The 17029-nt window shown below is 56.3% G+C and carries 11 protein-coding genes; 3 read left to right on the top strand and 8 right to left on the bottom strand.

All coding sequences use genetic code 11. The annotated features are described in order from the left end of the window. Nucleotides 1-2: 2 nt before the first annotated feature. The 6 genes from ACAM29_RS09245 to ACAM29_RS09220 all read right to left on the bottom strand — a co-directional run bounded on the left by ACAM29_RS09245 (nucleotide 3) and on the right by ACAM29_RS09220 (nucleotide 8378). On the bottom strand, nucleotides 3-1313 hold the full coding sequence (locus tag ACAM29_RS09245; RefSeq protein ID WP_369625138.1) for a sensor histidine kinase: 1311 nt from the start codon (nucleotides 1311-1313) through the stop codon (nucleotides 3-5). Then, entirely contained in the window at nucleotides 1294-1971 is a 678-nt protein-coding gene (locus ACAM29_RS09240; RefSeq protein ID WP_369625137.1) for a response regulator transcription factor, read from the bottom strand. The genes ACAM29_RS09245 and ACAM29_RS09240 overlap by 20 nt, the downstream gene beginning before the upstream one ends. Nucleotides 1972-1982: 11 nt before the next feature. Then, nucleotides 1983-5141 (bottom strand): efflux RND transporter permease subunit, encoded by a 3159-nt coding sequence (locus ACAM29_RS09235; protein ID WP_369623942.1) that lies wholly within the window; start codon nucleotides 5139-5141, stop codon nucleotides 1983-1985. Next, nucleotides 5134-6291, bottom strand: coding sequence for an efflux RND transporter periplasmic adaptor subunit (locus tag ACAM29_RS09230; protein WP_369623941.1), 1158 nt, complete (start codon nucleotides 6289-6291; stop codon nucleotides 5134-5136). Before ACAM29_RS09230 ends, ACAM29_RS09235 begins: the two co-directional genes overlap by 8 nt. 16 nt (nucleotides 6292-6307) lie before the next feature. Continuing rightward, entirely contained in the window at nucleotides 6308-7669 is a 1362-nt protein-coding gene (locus ACAM29_RS09225) for an efflux transporter outer membrane subunit (protein WP_369623940.1), read from the bottom strand. A gap of 175 nt (nucleotides 7670-7844) precedes the next feature. After that, nucleotides 7845-8378, bottom strand: coding sequence for a TetR/AcrR family transcriptional regulator (locus ACAM29_RS09220; RefSeq protein ID WP_369623939.1), 534 nt, complete (start codon nucleotides 8376-8378; stop codon nucleotides 7845-7847). An 85-nt stretch (nucleotides 8379-8463) separates the two neighbouring features. Here ACAM29_RS09220 and ACAM29_RS09215 point away from each other — a divergent pair, with 85 nt between their 5' ends. Then, on the top strand, nucleotides 8464-9975 hold the full coding sequence (locus ACAM29_RS09215; RefSeq protein ID WP_369623938.1) for an MFS transporter: 1512 nt from the start codon (nucleotides 8464-8466) through the stop codon (nucleotides 9973-9975). 208 nt (nucleotides 9976-10183) lie between these two features. After that, nucleotides 10184-10702, top strand: coding sequence for a tRNA adenosine(34) deaminase TadA (tadA, locus tag ACAM29_RS09210; protein ID WP_369623937.1), 519 nt, complete (start codon nucleotides 10184-10186; stop codon nucleotides 10700-10702). Here tadA and mltF read toward each other — a convergent pair. Further along, a complete protein-coding gene (gene mltF, locus ACAM29_RS09205; protein WP_354407782.1) occupies nucleotides 10694-12193 on the bottom strand; it encodes a membrane-bound lytic murein transglycosylase MltF in 1500 nt (499 codons plus the stop codon). The genes tadA and mltF overlap by 9 nt on opposite strands. Before the next feature lie 108 nt (nucleotides 12194-12301). Between mltF and purL the strand changes: the two genes are divergently transcribed. Then, a complete protein-coding gene (purL, locus tag ACAM29_RS09200; protein WP_369623936.1) occupies nucleotides 12302-16204 on the top strand; it encodes a phosphoribosylformylglycinamidine synthase in 3903 nt (1300 codons plus the stop codon). 132 nt (nucleotides 16205-16336) lie between these two features. Here purL and ACAM29_RS09195 read toward each other — a convergent pair whose 3' ends face one another. After that, a complete protein-coding gene (locus ACAM29_RS09195) occupies nucleotides 16337-16933 on the bottom strand; it encodes an OmpA family protein (RefSeq protein ID WP_369623935.1) in 597 nt (198 codons plus the stop codon). Between the last annotated feature and the right edge of the window lie 96 nt (nucleotides 16934-17029).

Genomic DNA, 17029 nt, shown 5'->3' with positions numbered 1-17029 from the left:
CTCTATTCTGCAGAAGGTGGTTCAGGAAACTGTAACTCTGCTTTTACTCCGTGATTCAGCCATTCCAGAGACAATTGCCAGTCAAGCCGATCACAGATTTTCTGTACAAGCATCAGTCCCAGCCCAAAGCTGCTATCACTATCCTCGGCCAGGTATTCGCTCTTATTACGAATGACGATGCTCTGGTTCGTCACGGTAAGTGTGATGGTGCCCCTTTCTGTAAACTGATAGGCGTTGCGTAGAAGATTGGCCAATACGATACGCAATGGAACAAGAGGCAGGGTTTGCACCGATCTCGCTTCTGGATAGTCCCGCTGCAGCTGTACCTCTTTGCCCTGAAGCAGATATGCCAGTTCTTCACTGATGTCATCCAGTAACCTTACAGGATCAACAGAAGATATGGATGGCGGGGTGTCGTTTTCCCGGCTTAACCAGAGCAGGGTTCCTGTTAGCTGCTGCATGTTTTGGCTGGCTCGGTTTATCCGTTCCATCGGACGCTCGAACATTGTTGGTATACCCACTCGTTGAAGTAATTCCAGGTTCGTCCGGATGATAGCGATTGGCGTGCGTAATTCATGACTGGCGTGACGGAGGAATTGATGCTCCCGGTCCAGAAGCCTTGCGATCCGATCAAAGGCGCTTCTTAGTTGCTCTGCAATGCTGTTGAGTTCGTGGAAGTGGAAGTTCGGCACCGACTGCTGGATATTTTCAAGAGAAAGGCTGTACGCCCAGTCTGCCAGTTTCTGAGTGTAGTGGTTGATCCGGCGATTATAGAGCCAGATAGCCAGCAGCATGATCAGCAGATAGCCCCCGGCCAAGTAGAATTTCAGCTGCCAGGTCTGATCTAAATCCGCCTGTTCCTCTTTGGTCAGCAGGTTGCTCTGGTAGTCGGAAATAACAAACAAGCGCCGCTGATCAGGCAGCAAGTGCAAGTAGACGATCAGGTAACGGGAATCTTGCCAGTTTTCCTCACCATAGGGTTCCCAGTGATATTCGCTGAATTGTTCGGGCTGCAAGGTATCCGGATCGATCAGTTGGCGATAAAACTCAGGTGCGTTATCCAGGTTATCCAGAAAGGAGCGGATCGATGATGAGTTCGATAGTGGTGTCTCAGGATTCTGTCGGTATTTGGCCTCGAAGGACCGGGCTTCCATCAGCAGGGCGCCACCGACTGCTTCATCCAGTCCTTTGATAAAGAACAATTCCAGCGCAAAAGCGAAGGCCAGCGCTGTCATCAGCGCCAGACCCGATACGTAGAGGGCCAGCTCCCGACGCATGGTGCGGGGTTGCCGCTTACTGCTCCGGTTCTTCATCACGGATCGCAAATCCCTGTCCTTTGATGGTCTGTATCAAAGCTTTATCGAAAGGCTTATCCACTAGCTGCCTCAGGTGGTACATATGTACTTTCAGGCTGTTACTGTCAGGTGGTTCATCCGGCCACAGGGCCTGCTCCAGTTGGCTTCGGCTCACGACCGCCGGGCTTGCCCGCAGCAGCGTTTCCAGAAGAACCAGGCCGGAAGGTTTCAGTTTAAGCAGGGTGCCAGCACGGCTGGCGGTGCGGTTATCCAGCTCCAGTGTAAGGTCGGCCAGACACAGTTTGCGCACCTGGCCACTGCGTCGTTTAGCCAGCGCCCGAACCCGCATGATCAGCTCTTCCATTGCGAAGGGTTTCACCAGGTAGTCGTCAGTGCCGGCACGGAAACCGGCGACTTTATCGTCCAGCGTATCCCGGGCGGTGAGCATCAGTACGGGGGTGTCTGTTCCCTGTTGTCTGAGTTTTTCACACAGACGCAGGCCGTCAATCTGTGGCAGCATAAGATCCAGCAGCAGTACGTCATAACGGTTAGAGGTTACGAGTTGCAGTCCCGCCTGACCGTTGTAGGCATGATCGACACAGATCTTTTCCAGCGCCAGGTAGTCGGCCACCGACGCGGCCAGATCACGGTCATCTTCTACCAGTAATACCTGCACAACCTGATCGCTCATGACATGGTTTCCATCGTCGTTTTTGATGTGGTGCTGTGTTGGCGGCGTTTCTTCCGCCATTGACGAATATTCAGATCCTCACTGATCATCACCAGTACGGGAATCAGGATTAGGGTAATCAGAGTGGCAAACAGTATCCCGTAACCCATTGCGACAGCTGCAGGAATCAGGAACTGGGCGTTCTCAGCGGTTTCCCATATCAGCGGTACCAGACCAGCGTAAGTCGTTATTGAGGTCAGTACGATAGCCCGCATCCTGCTGCAGCCAGCTTCCACCATCGCCAGTCTGGTTGGTTTCCCCTGCAGTCGATTCTCATTGTAGCGGCTGATCAACAGGAGGCTATCGTTAACCACGACTCCGGACAATGCCAGGATGCCAAACAGCGACAACAGGCTCAGCGGAATATCGTGCAACCAGTGCCCCAGCAGGGCACCGATCACACCAAAGGGGATCGCACTCATAATCATCAGCGGTTGCAGGTATGACTTCAGCGGGATCGCAAGCAACGCGTAGATCGCAATCAGTGCAACCAGAAAAGCGCCTTTCAGCGAGTTGGTGGTTTCTGCTTCTTCCTGCGCTTCGCCGCCAAACCGAATGGTCAGGCCTGGATAGTCCCGTTGCAGTTGGGTCAGCAATTGAGCGTCGATACTGGCGATTATTTCCGCGGGGGCGGCAATCGCTTTATTCACATTGGCGGTGACCACTGCCACCCGGCTTCGGTCAGTTCGCTTGATCTCATCGGCGACATACCGGGTGGATATATCCGCAACTGTGCTCAGCGCGACCGTCCGGCCGTCCGGGGTGCGAATACGAGCCCGCTGCAGATCATCCAGTTGTTGGCGTTGATCCTGTGGATAATGCACTTTGACCTTCATCTCGTCCCGGCCACGCTGTATGCGCTGCACCTCATACCCCTGATAGGCTTGTTGGATCTGGCGTGCCAACAGGGCGGTGGTGAGTCCCATCGCCTCACCGGCCGGCCGTAGTTGGAGGTCGATCTGGGCCTGGCCGGTTTTCATGCTGTTTTCGATACCGGAAACACCGCTGTAGAGTGCCAGCGCTTCCTGTACTTTTGTGGCGGCCTGTTGCAGCGTTTGCGGAGATTCAGCAGCCAGTTCAATACTGATATCTGCGGCGCCTTCCCAGGTGGTGACAAACTTCAGCTTGCGCACGGCCTCCAATGGCCCGACCTCCTGTTGCCATAAATCAGCAATCTCCTGAGTGCCGAACGGACGCTGATCGCGGGGCGACAGTCCGGCAATGACAGACGCACTGCTATCACCGGACAGTGTCATCAGGTGGGGGATGGGAGGCTGAGACAGCTGGTACTCATCCTGCAGGCTCTGATTAAGGCGGGCGGCGGTCTGTTCAATCTCGACCGCCTGTTGCTGAACCAGGCCGTAGCCTGCCTGCGGGTCCAGCTCCAGTTGCACTTCGATAAAGTCGCTGGGAATGTCAGGGAAAAAAACTGCGCGTATCTGGCCGGAAGGCACCATTCCACCGACAATAATGAACAGACTGATTGCCAGCATAAGCGCGACATAGCGGAAATTCAGAGCCTGATGAACAAACGGCCGATAGATCTTGCGGGTGAAGTAAGTCAGACCGTGACTGGCCTGAGTTTGTAGCCATTGCCAGCCGCGGCTGACGGGATTGCGGGCAGGGCTGTTGTCCATTTTCAGGTGGGCCAGGTGGGCGGGCAGGATAAATTTGGATTCCACCAGCGAGAAGATCAGGCAGAAAGCGGCCGCGTAGGCAAAGAAGCTGAAGATTTTACCCAGTTCTCCTTCAACCAGAACCAGCGCCAGAAAGGCGACGATGGTGGTTAACACCCCGAACACTGTCGGCACCGTGACTTGCTGGGCTCCCCTGATCGTCGAGTTGAGGCTTGCACCGTAGCGCTGACGCTCGCTGTAGATGCTTTCGCCCACCACGACGGCATCATCGACGACGATGCCCAGGGCGATAATAAAGCCGAAGGTGGTCAGTTCATTGAGGGTCATGTTGAATAGTCGGGCATCCATCAGCAGCATCGCGCCGGTGAAAATGACCGGCAGACCAGCCCCGACCCAGAACGCAACCCGGATATTCATGAACAAAGCTAACAGCAGCATGACCAGGGCGATACCCATTACACTGTTTTTCAGCAGCAGGTTAAGGCGAGCACCAATATACAAGCTCTGATCGTTCCAGATCGTGGTGGTAACGCCTTGCGGCAGACTGTCACTGAAACGGTCGACTTCCATCCGGACCGCTTCGCTGATGGCCATGATGTTTGAGCTGGAGTACATTTTGATGTCGAGCCAGATCGCCCGCTCACCGTTGAACCGGGACAGCACTCCGGATGGTTCATAGCTGTCCCGGACTGTTGCGACATCGCTGAGCGTCAGGCGCTGACCGTCGCCGGTCTGACGGATCACAATCGCTTCAAAGTCGCGCAGCCGGTAACGTTGCTGATCGGCTTTGATAATGATTGAGCCTTCCCGACTGAAGAGTTCACCTCCGGCCACGGTGAGGGATGAGGCGGCGACCTTTTCGGCAATATCGCTGATGGTCAGGTTCAGCGCCTGGAGTCGATGCTCATCAACCTCGATGCTGATCTCCGGTGTTTCCCGACCATTGGTGTTCACCCGTTCGATTGCCGGATTGCTCAGCAACCGGGTGCGTAACTGACGGGCGGTTTCTTGCAGCACATCCTGAGGAACATCGCCGGCCAAATGTACCGATACCGCATCTTCAAGATAGGTGTCTTTGGTGATGACTGGGCGTTCGGCTTCGGCGGGCAGAGTCGCGATGCCGTCGATCCGGTTCTTGATGTCCCGGTACAGCGTATCCAGATCGTACCCGCTGCTGCGCTCGACCGTGATATTACTGCCCTCTGTGTTGGAGATACTGCTGATCTTTTTAATACCCTGAATGCCTTGCAGGGCCTCTTCTATTTTGAGGGTAATGCCTTCTTCTGCGGAATGGGAAGAGCCACTGTCGTAGCTGACAAAGATACTCACACTGTTCGGTGGAATCGGCGGAAACGCTTCGACCCGCAGATTAAAAGCGCTGATGCCGCCAGCCACTAGAATCAGTAGCATCAGCAGATTGGCCGCGACCGGATTGGCGGCGAACCAAGCTACCCAGCCTTTCTGGCCCAGATCATTCATTGGGTGTTTCCTCAGACAGGTCAGGCTGAACCGCCATTCCCGGCATATAGCTGGCCAGTGGTTTGGCAACCAGTGCGATTTCTGCCGGCAGTGAAGTTGCCGGAATGTAGTGCAGTCCCTGAGCGCTGAACAGCGGTGTCGCCGCATGCCTTTGCAGCCGGTTTTCGGTCACGGTCCAGATATAGCCATCAGCCGTAAGTGCGCTGGCCGGAATCGCAAACAGATGGCTGCGCGGTTGCCCTTTCAAGCTCACTTCCACGAAACTGCCGCTGAGCAGGGGAGGCGATTGTTTCAGAGGGTCTGCGACGCTGACAGTCAAACTACGCTGTCGAGTTTCAGGGTTAATCGCGGCCGATAGCTGGCTGACCTGTCCCTGCCATCGATGTGTTGGCTGGTCCGGGTCACGTAGCTGTACCGCAACCTGTTGAAGGTTTTCAGGAAGTTGTTGCCACTGCTGGCTGGACAGTGTCAGCTCCAGTTCTACACGTTGGGTTCCTCGAAGGGTTGCTACGGTCGCACCGGACTCGATGTAACTTCCCAGGGTTGCGGAACGGTTTATGACAACCGCATCAAAGGGGGCTCGCAGCGTGGTTTCTTCCAGATCCCGTTGTGCACGCTGAAGCGTCTTTTTGGCAGCAACGACCCGTGCCTCAGCGAGCTTTAGTTGCGGTTTCCTCAGCACCAGATCGCTGGGGGCCTCCTGAATCCCTGAGCGTTGCCAGTCCCGCTCCGCTTGCTTCTGCTGACGACGTTCCTGAATCAGCGTTAACTCGGCATCGGCCAGCGCTTGGCGAGCATTGGCCACCACTTCCTCATAACTGGTGGCATCCAGCCTCAGCAGTGCTTCGCCCTGTTTCACTGGATTGCCATTATGGAACGCGTCCGAGCGCCAGGTGACCCGACCGGAAACCAGACTGCCCAGCTGAACTTCATCGGTGGCACGGACCTCGGCATAACCTTCAATGCGGCTCTGATACGTGCCGCTTTGTAGTGAGAGAACGGTGACCCGGGGCAATGTTGCCGGTGCTTTATATTGCTCCGGTTGCGGCTGGTTGCTGATGGCAACGTTGGTATAAACCAGCGCCAACGGGATCGTACACAGTGCCAGACCGGTAAGCGTGAAAGGGAGCCAACGACGTCTTGGTTGCATGATGTTCTCTTGTGATTCAGATGTTCATCCCCAGCGCCAGGCCGAGGGTGATGCGGTTAGACAGGCGGTTCTGGCGAACCTGGAGAAGCTGGATTCGGGCCTCAAAAGCAGTCTGCTCGGCATTGATCAGATTCAGGATGTCGCCCACGCCATCGCGGTACAGTGAACGGTAGTGATCGAGACTGGTTTGCGAATGTTGCAGGGCTTGTGCAAGGGCCTTTTCCTGTCGGGCCAGGGTCGCTTCCAGGTCGAGTCCGTTATCCACTTCGTTTACCGCATCCAGCAGCGTTTGCTGATAGTTGAGGTAGCTGAGCTCGGCATCCAGCTGGGCAATGTCTGCCTGGGCTTTCAGGCGTCCGGAATTGAACAGCGGTGCCGTCAACTGCCCGAGAAGACTCCACAGCGGCGACCCTTTGAGAAGTTGATCCAGGTCTTGTCCGGTATTGGAGAGGGTAGCCTGCAATGAGAACCCGGGAAGCAGCTGCTTGTAAGCTTTGGCGGCACGGTGATCAGCGGCCTGGATTCTCAGGTAGGCGGCTTGCAGGTCGGGGCGACGTGCCAGAACATTACCGGGAAGTGATATCGGTGGGATGGTGATATCCGGTGTCACCAGGTTCCCGGGCGGCTGACTGTTATTGCTGACGCCGCGCAGGAGATTTAACTGCCTTAAGGCCGCTCGTTGCTGGTTCTGACGCTCAATCAGGCTGGCCTGAACTCGGGCCGTTGCGGCCTTTGCCGTCGCCAGATCCGCCAGGTTGCCCAGTCCGCTCTGATAGCGGTCCAATATTACAGCGCGGTTGTTTTCAGAACTTTTCAGCCATTGCTGCTCAGTTTCGATGACCTGCTGGCGCAGACTGATATCCAGCCAGCTTTGAACCGTGCGGGCCGTCAGAGAGTTGCGTGCAGCGTTATAGTCGAGTTTCTGCGCTGCTGCCGTTTGCTGTGCTGCCGCCTGACCATCCGCCAGGCGACCCCAGACATCCAGTTCCCAGTTGAGGGTCAGGGCCTGTGTGTGTTGCTGAGTGATGGCGTTTTCCTTTGACCGCTGGCTGGTCAGCGCAGCAGACAGTTCCGGGCGACGGGCGGCTTGTTCAGGAACGATAAACAGTTGTTGCTGACGTAAACGCAGGGCGGTTTGTTGCAAATCCAGGTTATTGTTAAGGGTTTCATCGACAAGCTGTTTCAACTGCGGTTGCCGGAACAGATCAAGTAGCCCGGCATCCTGCGGCAGCAGGGAGAGATCCAGGGTTTCTGCGGGTACCGCCCAGTCTGCGGGCATGGCCAGACTTTCTGCCCTGCCAGCCTGAGGGTCACTCAGGGTGCTGCAACCACCGAGTAACGCCAGTGACAAACTTAAAGTTAACGCGTCTGGTTTCACGTCCGCCAGTTCCTATTCGGGAGCCAATATCACAATAGTTTTAAACGGACAGTGGTTAATGGAGGGTTAAATGAAGGAATAGATAATGAGTAATTTCGCAGCTTCAAGGAGTCGGGGGGCAGCTCAGTATCTTGATATGGAGTTGCTCGTTATCAAAAATGGGCAATTGACCTGATCACGTCAGGCGCGTTAGCACTGCATCTACATCATCTAGAAAACTCGTCCAATCACCATCTTCGTCAATGCCATTGATACGCAAGAGGAATAACCCCTCAACGGCAAGGAAGGCAACGCGTGCTGCTTGGGCGTTTGAAGATGCGCCTGCCATACGGTCGAAAATTCCCCGGTACCAGGCGCGTGTTTCCCTTAAGTTCTCAGGGTTTTCCAGATAACTGACCATCAGGCCTGCAATCTTGGCATCCATAGCCTTTTGTGCGGTTCTCATTGCCTCAATGTAGCTTCGAATAAAGTCGAGCGGATCATTTGTCGGTGTTTCGTCCAGCATCGCATCGAACCGACTTGTCCAGCGGTCAACTAAGCTGCTTACCAACTCATCTCTGCTGGAGAACGAGTACTGTACGCCTCCCTTGGAAATGCCTGCAGCCTTTGCCAAAGCACCAATGGTCAGCGCTGAACCACCTTGTTCGCGTACAAGTGCTTCGGCCACATCCAGTAACCTGTCACGGGTAATAGTTGGTTTTCTGCCCATTGTTTTTCTTTTTTACCCCCACTATTATCTTTTTAAATACGATTGTATTTTTATTTAAAATGACGCGCAAATCAGGGGTGAACCTGTGTCTTACTACTTTCCAAACCCCAGGCGCTGGCTGATTCTGATAGCAGTAATGCTGGCATTCCTGCCGGTTGTTCTCGATATGACCATTCTGCATGTTGCGGTCCCCACGTTAACCCAGGCGTTGGGAGCAACAAATAACCAAGTTCTGTGGGTCATCGATATTTATCCGCTGTTGATGGCCGGCTTGCTGGTGCCTATGGGTACTCTGGCCGACAGGGTAGGTAACCGACTCATCTTACTGATCGGCTTGATGATCTTCGGGGCTGCCTCAGCCGCGACGGCCTTTGCGCCTACTGCACAGATGCTGATTGGTGCGCGCGTTATGCTGGCGTTGGGGGGATCAATGATCATGCCGTGCGTGCTGGGCATTATCCGCCGTACCTTTGAGGACGATAAGGAGCGAGGACTGGCGCTCGGATTATGGGGTACGGTGGGGGCTGCCGGTGCGGCGGTTGGCCCGTTGATAGGTGGTGCGCTGCTGGAACATTTCTGGTGGGGCTCGGTGTTCCTGATCAACGTGCCTCTGATGCTCGTTGTAGCTCCGGCCTGCTGGCTACTGCTGCCGCGTCAGGAGCAGACCGTACCCGGTCATTGGCCGATTGGTCAGGCTTTGCTGCTGGTCATGGGTATGATTGCAGTGGTGTATGCGGCCAAGACGGGATTTGGTGGCAAGCAACCCCTTGCAGTGGTATTGCTGACGTTGGCTTTTGGATTGGCAATGCTGGTGCTGTTTGCTCGTAAGCAGTTCCGCACTGCTGCGCCGATGCTGGATCTTTCCTTATTGGCACACCCTGCCATCGTCGCTGGCATTATCATGGCGGTGGTCGCCAGCGGCGCATTGGCCGGGGTCGAACTGACTCTGGCGCAGGAGCTGCAATACGTCCTGGACAAAACACCGCTTCAGGCCGGGATATTCCTGATTCCCATCATGGCTGCGGCAGCAGTGGGCGGTCCGGTTGCGGGCTGGCTATCTGCCCGGTATGGACTGCGGCCAGTGGCCAGCCTGTCGATGGTCGTCGCAGCGCTGTCGCTGGGCTGGCTTGCCGTGCAGGATTTTCATGCTCCGGGAGTGATCGTACCGCTACTGCTGGCACTGCTGGGTTTAGCGCTGAGTATCGGTCTGACTGCGTCGTCCATCGCTATTATGGGCTCAGTCGATGCAAGCAAGGGCGGTGCTGCAGGTTCGCTGGAAGCGACCGGGTATGAACTTGGCACTGGTCTCGGCATCACTCTATTTGGTGTGTTTATGTCGGTTATTTTCAGGCGTAACCTCACGACCCCTGCTGGGTTATCCCCTGATCTCGCAGATCAGGCTGCGGTTTCGATGGGCGATACGTATCTGGTCGCGCGGCAGCTTTCCGACGATCAGGCCGCCGCATTGGTTGCTGCGGGCAAGGCGGCTTTTTCGACCACACACTCAGTGCTGCTGCTGACGTCTGCCGCATTGATCGGGGGGCTGGCGGTGTTGGTGTTTTTCCTGCTGACTGACATGCGCAAAGACTCTGCCTGAGATTAGCGCATGCCGACATCGTGCCCGGTTTGCTCGGCTCGGACAAATCTCATATCCGCAGGGCAGGCTCAACAGTTATATTTTTAGTGATAAAGTGGGAATAGGCGGCGAAGAGAACGTCTGATGTGAAAACGGGTATGGTATGCGGCTCTATGGCGGTTGGGATCAGCATGAATGCCGAGACGGGACGGTGAGGCAGAGTAACGAGATGGACCAAGAAACACGGGATCAGGCTTTCATGCGTCATGCTCAGGTGCTCGCGGCGCGTGCAGCCGAGCTGGGAGAAGTGCCGGTAGGAGCGCTGGTGGTGCTGGATGGCGTTGTGATTGGCGAAGGCTGGAATCGACCGATCAGCAGTCATGATCCGACAGCTCATGCTGAAATCATGGCGTTAAGGCATGCTGCAGACAAGGTGGGAAACTATCGCCTGGTGGGAGCCGAGCTGTATGTCACCATCGAACCCTGCACTATGTGTGCCGGTGCCATCGTACACGCGCGTATTGCAAGGGTTGTGTTTGGTGCTACTGAGCCCAAAGCAGGGGCTGTGGTAAGCAATGGCTGCGTGTTTGATCAGACCTGGGTCAATCATCGTCCGGAGTATCAGGGTGGGGTATTGGCACAAGAATGCAGTGAGCAGATCAGTGATTTTTTCCGCTCGCGCAGAGCACAAAAGAAACAGCTCAAGGTTACAAACGGCCAGATTCCAGATGGCACAAATTCAGAGTGAGCTGGGCAGGTTACTCAAGGGCAGAGGGCGTGTTTCCGAGCTGCTTTCATTCGAGTCAGCGGCATCGCTGTCGCTTTCAAGGTCCGGGTTCAGGTTGCGTGCCCCGGCGGTCTCCACTTCCCAGCGCAACAGCTCCATATACTTGCGGATGTTGCTGACGTACTGCACCGGCTCATGCCCTCGGGCGTAGCCGTAGCGCGTTTGGTTGTAGTAGCGAGGGTTGCTCAATAGAGGCAGGTATTCGCGGACATGTTGCCACTTGTCGGGGTCCTTGCCGGCTTTCTGGGTCAGGATGCGGGCATCTTCAAGATGACCAAACCCCACGTTGTAGCCTGCCAGTGCAAACCAGGTGTGGTCGGGCTCGGGGATCCGCTCAGGGATCTTCTGCTTCACATTGACCAGGTATTGAGCACCGCCGAGAATGCTTTGCTTCGGGTCGGTACGGTCATCAACACCCACTTCAGCTGCCGCTGCCTGCGTCAGCATCATAATGCCTCGAACGCCTGTGGGAGAGACGGCATCGGCTCTCCAGTGTGACTCCTGATAGGCGATGGCCGCCAGCAGTAGCCAATTGATCCCGCTTGCGTCTGCTGCTTCACGGAACCAGGGGTAAAGTGGTAGAAAACGTTCTTCCAGGTCCCTCCGAAATGAAACCGTATCGAAGAAGTTAAGCGGATTGGTGCGTGAAAAGTAGCGCTCCTCGAGGGTTTTGATCAGTTGTGCTGTTTCTTCCAGAGCAAACCATTGTTGCAAAGCTGCCTTGAGAGTGCCGTCATGATGGCGATTTAGCATCCAGGCGATGGGCTGGGGTGGTTGCAGTTCAAATGCGGCTTTCAGGCCGGGATAGAATGATTTTTGTGCATCAAAAACGGTTGAATCCAGAATGGTGTAGTCGAGGCTGCCCTCATGGACTCGGTCGAGCAGGTCGGTAACCGTATCATCCGGGTTACTGAACCACCGCAGCTTGGGGAATTCTTGTCGCAGTTGATCCAGCAGTTCTTCATAACTTGAGCTTTTGAGGACACCGATGCTGCGTCCGTAAAGGTCCAGCGGGGTTTTGGGCGCCGGATTTCCCTGTCGTACTCGGTAGATCAGCACGGGTGCGCTTTGGCGGTAGGGAGGCGAAAACTCAAAGCGCTGCTGGCGCTCGCGGGTGACGGTCAGGCTGGCAGCGGCCAAATGGGCGTTACGCTCCTGCAAGACCTGAAACAGCCCCGAGAAACTGGATGGCAGGACCAGTTCAAGCTCCACCCCCAGGTGGTCAGCAAATGCCTTGGTAAGTTCATACTCAAACCCTGCCGGCTCGGAGCGGCGAATAAAATAGGTCATGGGAGTATTGGTGGTGGCTACCCTCAGAACACCGTTGTTGCGAATCGCATCGAGCTGGGTAGGCGTTTTCAGCCCGATTATGGCGAGCACGAGCGTGAGACTGATCAGAGCGCCCGAATAGATCAGTTCTCGCAGGTGGGGTGATTTCCGCTCTTTAAACATAGGCTCGGCTATTCTGTATCTCGGTCGCCCGATCGGGTAAAATCAGCTTTCATTCTTTCGCTCTCCCATGCCTGGTCTGCAGGTAGAATCAAGAGGCTCGATATCAACATGCTCGTACTGCGTGGAGCTCCCGCTCTTTCGTCTTTTCGTCATGCCAAACTGCTTTCCTCGATCCGGTCGCAGGTTTCGTCCGTTACAGGTCTATACGCAGAATACACTCATTTTGCAGATCTGCAGCGTGATCTGGAGGAACAGGAGTCTCAGGTTCTAGATCGTATCCTGCGTTATGGTCCCAAGGCCAGTGCGGAAGAACCGGTCGGAGAACTCTTCCTGGTTGTTCCGCGTCCCGGCACTATCTCGCCCTGGTCCAGCAAGGCCACGGATATTGCCCGTAATTGTGGTCTGAATGCAATCGAGCGCCTTGAGCGCGGCGTCGCCTACCATGTGCGCAGCGAACAGCCGTTGACTGCTGAGCAGCGCGGTCACATCGCCGAGCTGCTGCATGATCGCATGGTCGAAGCGGTGATGACTGACCTGGATCAGGCGCAGTCCCTGTTCCGCCACGAACAGCCACGAACCATGACTCAGGTCGACATTCTCGGCGGTGGTCGTGATGCCCTGGCCAAAGCGAACGTAGAGCTGGGTCTGGCGCTGGCAGACGATGAGATCGATTATCTGGTTGAAAGCTTTAACGGTCTGGGGCGCAACCCCAACGATGTAGAGCTGATGATGTTCGCCCAGGCGAACTCCGAGCACTGCCGTCACAAAATCTTCAATGCCAGCTGGGATATTGATGGCGTGCGTCAGGAGCATTCCCTGTTCGCCATGATCCGCAACACCTATAACCTGGGTGGTGAAAACGTCCTGTCTGCCTACAAGGATAACGCGTCCGTAATCGTGGGCAGCAAGGCGGGTCGTTTCTTCCCGCATCCGGCCACCGGCCAGTATGGCTACAACCCGGAAGCGATCCATATTCTGATGAAGGTGGAAACCCACAACCACCCGACCGCCATCGCGCCGTTTTCCGGTGCCGCGACCGGCTCTGGCGGTGAGATTCGTGATGAAGGTGCTACCGGCCGTGGCTCCAAGCCGAAGGCGGGCCTGACCGGTTTCACGGTATCCGATCTGAACATCCCAGGCTTCGAGCAGCCCTGGGAATCCGGCTATGGCAAGCCGGAGCGCATCGCGTCTGCGCTGGATATCATGATCGAAGGCCCCATCGGCGGTGCTGCGTTCAACAACGAATTCGGTCGTCCCAATCTGACCGGTTACTTCCGTACCTTCGAACAGCAGGTGCCGGGTGCCAATGGCGATGAAGTGCGCGGTTACCACAAGCCGATCATGATCGCCGGTGGTCTGGGCAACATCCGTGAAGACCATGTGGAGAAGGGCGAAATCACTGTCGGTGCCAAGCTGATCTGCCTGGGTGGCCCGGCGATGCTGATCGGCCTCGGTGGCGGTGCGGCATCCTCCATGTCCTCTGGCAGTTCTTCTGCCGATTTGGACTTCGCCTCAGTACAGCGTGGCAACCCGGAGATCGAGCGCCGTTGTCAGGAGGTAATCGATCGCTGCTGGCAGCTGGGTGACGACAACCCGATCGCGTTTATCCATGACGTGGGTGCCGGTGGTCTGTCCAACGCTTTCCCCGAACTGGTGAAAGATGGTGGCCGTGGCGGCAACTTCGAATTGCGCAACGTCAATAACGACGAGCCGGGCATGTCGCCGCTGGAGATCTGGTGTAACGAAGCTCAGGAACGCTATGTGATGGCGGTGAAGCCGGAAGATCTGGCCCGCTTCGAAGCGATCTGTGAGCGTGAACGCTGCCCGTTTGCCGTGGTCGGTGAGGCTACCGAAGAGCACCACCTGACCCTGGGTGATACCCACTTCGAGAACAAGCCGGTGGATCTACCGATGAGTGTGCTGTTCGGCAAGCCGCCGAAGATGCACCGCTCAATCGAGCGCAAGGCCTACGAAGTGCCCGAGTTCGATACCCGCAAAATCGAGCTGGCAGATGCGGTCGAGCGCGTGCTCAAGCTGCCGGCGGTTGCATCCAAGTCCTTCCTGATTACCATCGGTGACCGCTCCATCACCGGCACCGTTGCCCGTGATCAGATGGTCGGCCCCTGGCAGGTGCCGGTGGCTGACTGTGCCGTGACTACCGCGTCCTACGACACCTATGCCGGTGAAGCGATGGCGATGGGCGAGCGTACCCCGCTGGCGCTGATCGACTCACCGGCCTCAGGCCGCATGGCGGTCGGTGAGACCATCACCAACCTGGCCGCGGCTCGTATCGGTAAGCTGTCCGACATCAAACTGTCCGCCAACTGGATGTGCGCTGCCGGCCACCAGGGTGAAGACGAAAAACTGTATGACACCGTCAAGGCGGTGGGTATGGAGCTGTGTCCGGAGCTGGGCATCACCATTCCGGTGGGCAAGGATTCCATGTCCATGCGTACCGTTTGGAATGACAACGGCGAGCAGAAGAGCGTGACTGCACCAATGTCGCTGATCATCTCCGGCTTTGCGCCGGTGTTGGATGCGCGCAAGACACTGACGCCGCAGCTGCGCACCGATAAGGGTGAGACCGACCTGATCCTGCTGGATTTGGGCAACGGCCAGAACCGCATGGGTCTGTCGGCACTGGCGCAGGTCTACAACGAAGTCGGTAACAGCGTACCTGATGTGGATGACGCCGAGCTGCTGGCCCACTTCTTCACCGCCATTCAGGAGCTTAACGAGCAGGGCCTGCTGTTGGCCTACCACGATCGCGCCGATGGCGGTCTGTTGGCCACTGTTGCCGAGATGGGCTTTGCCGGTCGTACCGGTGTGGATCTGAACCTGGATCTGCTGGCCGAAGACACCTCTGAGCTGGCCGCCGCCCTGTTCAACGAAGAGTTGGGTGCGGTAATTCAGATCCGTCGCGACGATATGGAAACCGTGCTGAACGAACTGAACGCGGCAGGCCTGGGTGATGTGGCCAAGGTGATCGGTACGCTGAATCCGGATCTGCAGCTGAACTGCTTCTTCGATGACGAAGAGGTCTACAGTGCCGATCTGATTCAGCTGCAGCGCTGGTGGAGCGAAACCTCCTTCCGTATTCAGGCGCTGCGAGACAACTCCGAATGTGCACGGCAGGAGTTTGATCGTCTGTTGGATCGTGAAGATCCGGGCCTGAATGTAAGCCTGAGCTTTGACCAGAACGAAGACGTGGCGGCCGACCTGATCGCCTCCGGTGTGCGTCCGAAGGTTGCGATCCTGCGTGAGCAGGGCGTCAACGGTCAGGTCGAGATGGCGGCAGCCTTTGACCGTGCCGGCTTCGATGCCATCGATGTGCACATGAGCGATATACTGTCCGGTCGCATTACGCTGGATCAGTTCCGTGGTCTGGTCGCCTGTGGCGGCTTCTCCTACGGTGACGTTCTGGGTGCTGGCGAGGGCTGGGCCAAGTCCATTCTGTTCAACCCGGTGGCGCGCGAGCAGTTCACCGCATTCTTCGAGCGTGAAGATACCTTTGCGCTGGGCGTGTGCAATGGCTGTCAGATGCTGTCCAACCTGCATGAACTGATTCCGGGTGCCGATCTCTGGCCGCATTTCGTGCGTAACCAGTCGGAGCAGTTCGAAGCCCGTGTAGCGATGGTGGAAGTACAGGACAGCCCGTCCATCTTCCTGCAGGGCATGGCCGGCTCCCGCATGCCGATCGCGATTGCTCACGGTGAAGGTCGTGCCGAGTTTGAAGACGATGCGCAGCTGCGCATGCTGAATGAATCCGGTACAGTCTCTCTGCGTTTTGTGGATAACCGTGGTGATGCCACCACTGTGTACCCGGCTAACCCGAACGGTTCGCCTCTGGGTATCACCGGTCTTACTACGCCGGATGGCCGCGTCACCATCATGATGCCGCACCCTGAGCGTGTCTTCCGTGGTGTGCAGAACTCCTGGGCGCCGGATGACTGGTCCGAGGATGGTGCCTGGATGCGCATGTTCCGCAATGCGCGTGTCTGGGTCGGTTGATCGGGTAATGGCTTGAATTTAGAAACGGCAGCTTCGGCTGCCGTTTTTGTTGGTGTTGGATAAACGCTGGCAGACAGCATCCAACAAAAAAGCCGGCACAAAGGCCGGCTTTTTATTAGAGCAGAAGGGTTCTTATTGCTGAGCGCGCTTCTGACCCATGATTTCAACGTCTACACGACGATCCGGACGCAGGCATGCGATCAGTTCTGCGCCACGACCGGTGCAGTTTGCAACCGGAGCGGACTCGCCCATGTAACCGATAGTCATTTTGCTGGAGTCAACACCGACCTGACCCAGTTTGGCGGCAACGGCTTCAGCACGACGCTTGGACAGCTGTTCGTTATAGGCAGCTGAACCGATGAAGTCAGCGTAACCTACCAGTTTCACACTCTGGAGGCTGGCCAGTGAACCGATGTAGTTAACGATGTTGCTTACATCACCAACCTGAGTGCTGTCGAAGTCGAAGTACAGAGCGAACTTCTTCTCAACATCAGCCATGGTGGCAACCGGAGCGGCTTCAGGGGCGGCCGGCTCAGCTTTGGCAACAGCGCCATCACAGCCTTCTACTGCCTGATCCTGAGTCCAGAAACCGGTGTGCCAGCATTCGCCGAAGCTGGTGCGCCAGATGGTATCATCAGAGTTTACGGCATAACCCGGAACCTGAGCCTGTACCGCAGCTGAGGTACCCAGTGCCATCGCCAGTCCAGCAGCAATTGCAATTTTCTTCATCATCATATCCTTGTGTGCCAGGTGGATGTTTTTTAATTGTGTACAAGTATAGAACATTCAATCAGGTTTTTCCTTAACGGCACCCATACAGGCAAC

It is taken from the genome of Marinobacterium sp. BA1 (genome assembly GCF_041155135.1).
Classification (GTDB): Bacteria; Pseudomonadota; Gammaproteobacteria; order Pseudomonadales; family Balneatricaceae; genus Marinobacterium; species Marinobacterium iners.
Note: the sequence above shows the minus strand (reverse complement) of the source record. Positions and strands in the feature narration are given on the sequence as shown.

Bases quoted from the DNA above. Each gene is read 5' to 3' on its own strand.
- ACAM29_RS09245 (WP_369625138.1), bottom strand. From the start codon at position 1,313: ATGAAGAACCGGAGCAGTAAGCGGCAACCCCGCACCATGCGTCGGGAG.
- ACAM29_RS09235 (WP_369623942.1), bottom strand. From the start codon at position 5,141: ATGAATGATCTGGGCCAGAAAGGCTGGGTAGCTTGGTTCGCCGCCAAT.
- ACAM29_RS09230 (WP_369623941.1), bottom strand. From the start codon at position 6,291: ATGCAACCAAGACGTCGTTGGCTCCCTTTCACGCTTACCGGTCTGGCA.
- ACAM29_RS09220 (WP_369623939.1), bottom strand. From the start codon at position 8,378: ATGGGCAGAAAACCAACTATTACCCGTGACAGGTTACTGGATGTGGCC.
- tadA (WP_369623937.1), top strand. From the start codon at position 10,184: ATGGACCAAGAAACACGGGATCAGGCTTTCATGCGTCATGCTCAGGTG.
- mltF (WP_354407782.1), bottom strand. From the start codon at position 12,193: ATGTTTAAAGAGCGGAAATCACCCCACCTGCGAGAACTGATCTATTCG.
- purL (WP_369623936.1), top strand. From the start codon at position 12,302: ATGCTCGTACTGCGTGGAGCTCCCGCTCTTTCGTCTTTTCGTCATGCC.
- ACAM29_RS09195 (WP_369623935.1), bottom strand. From the start codon at position 16,933: ATGAAGAAAATTGCAATTGCTGCTGGACTGGCGATGGCACTGGGTACC.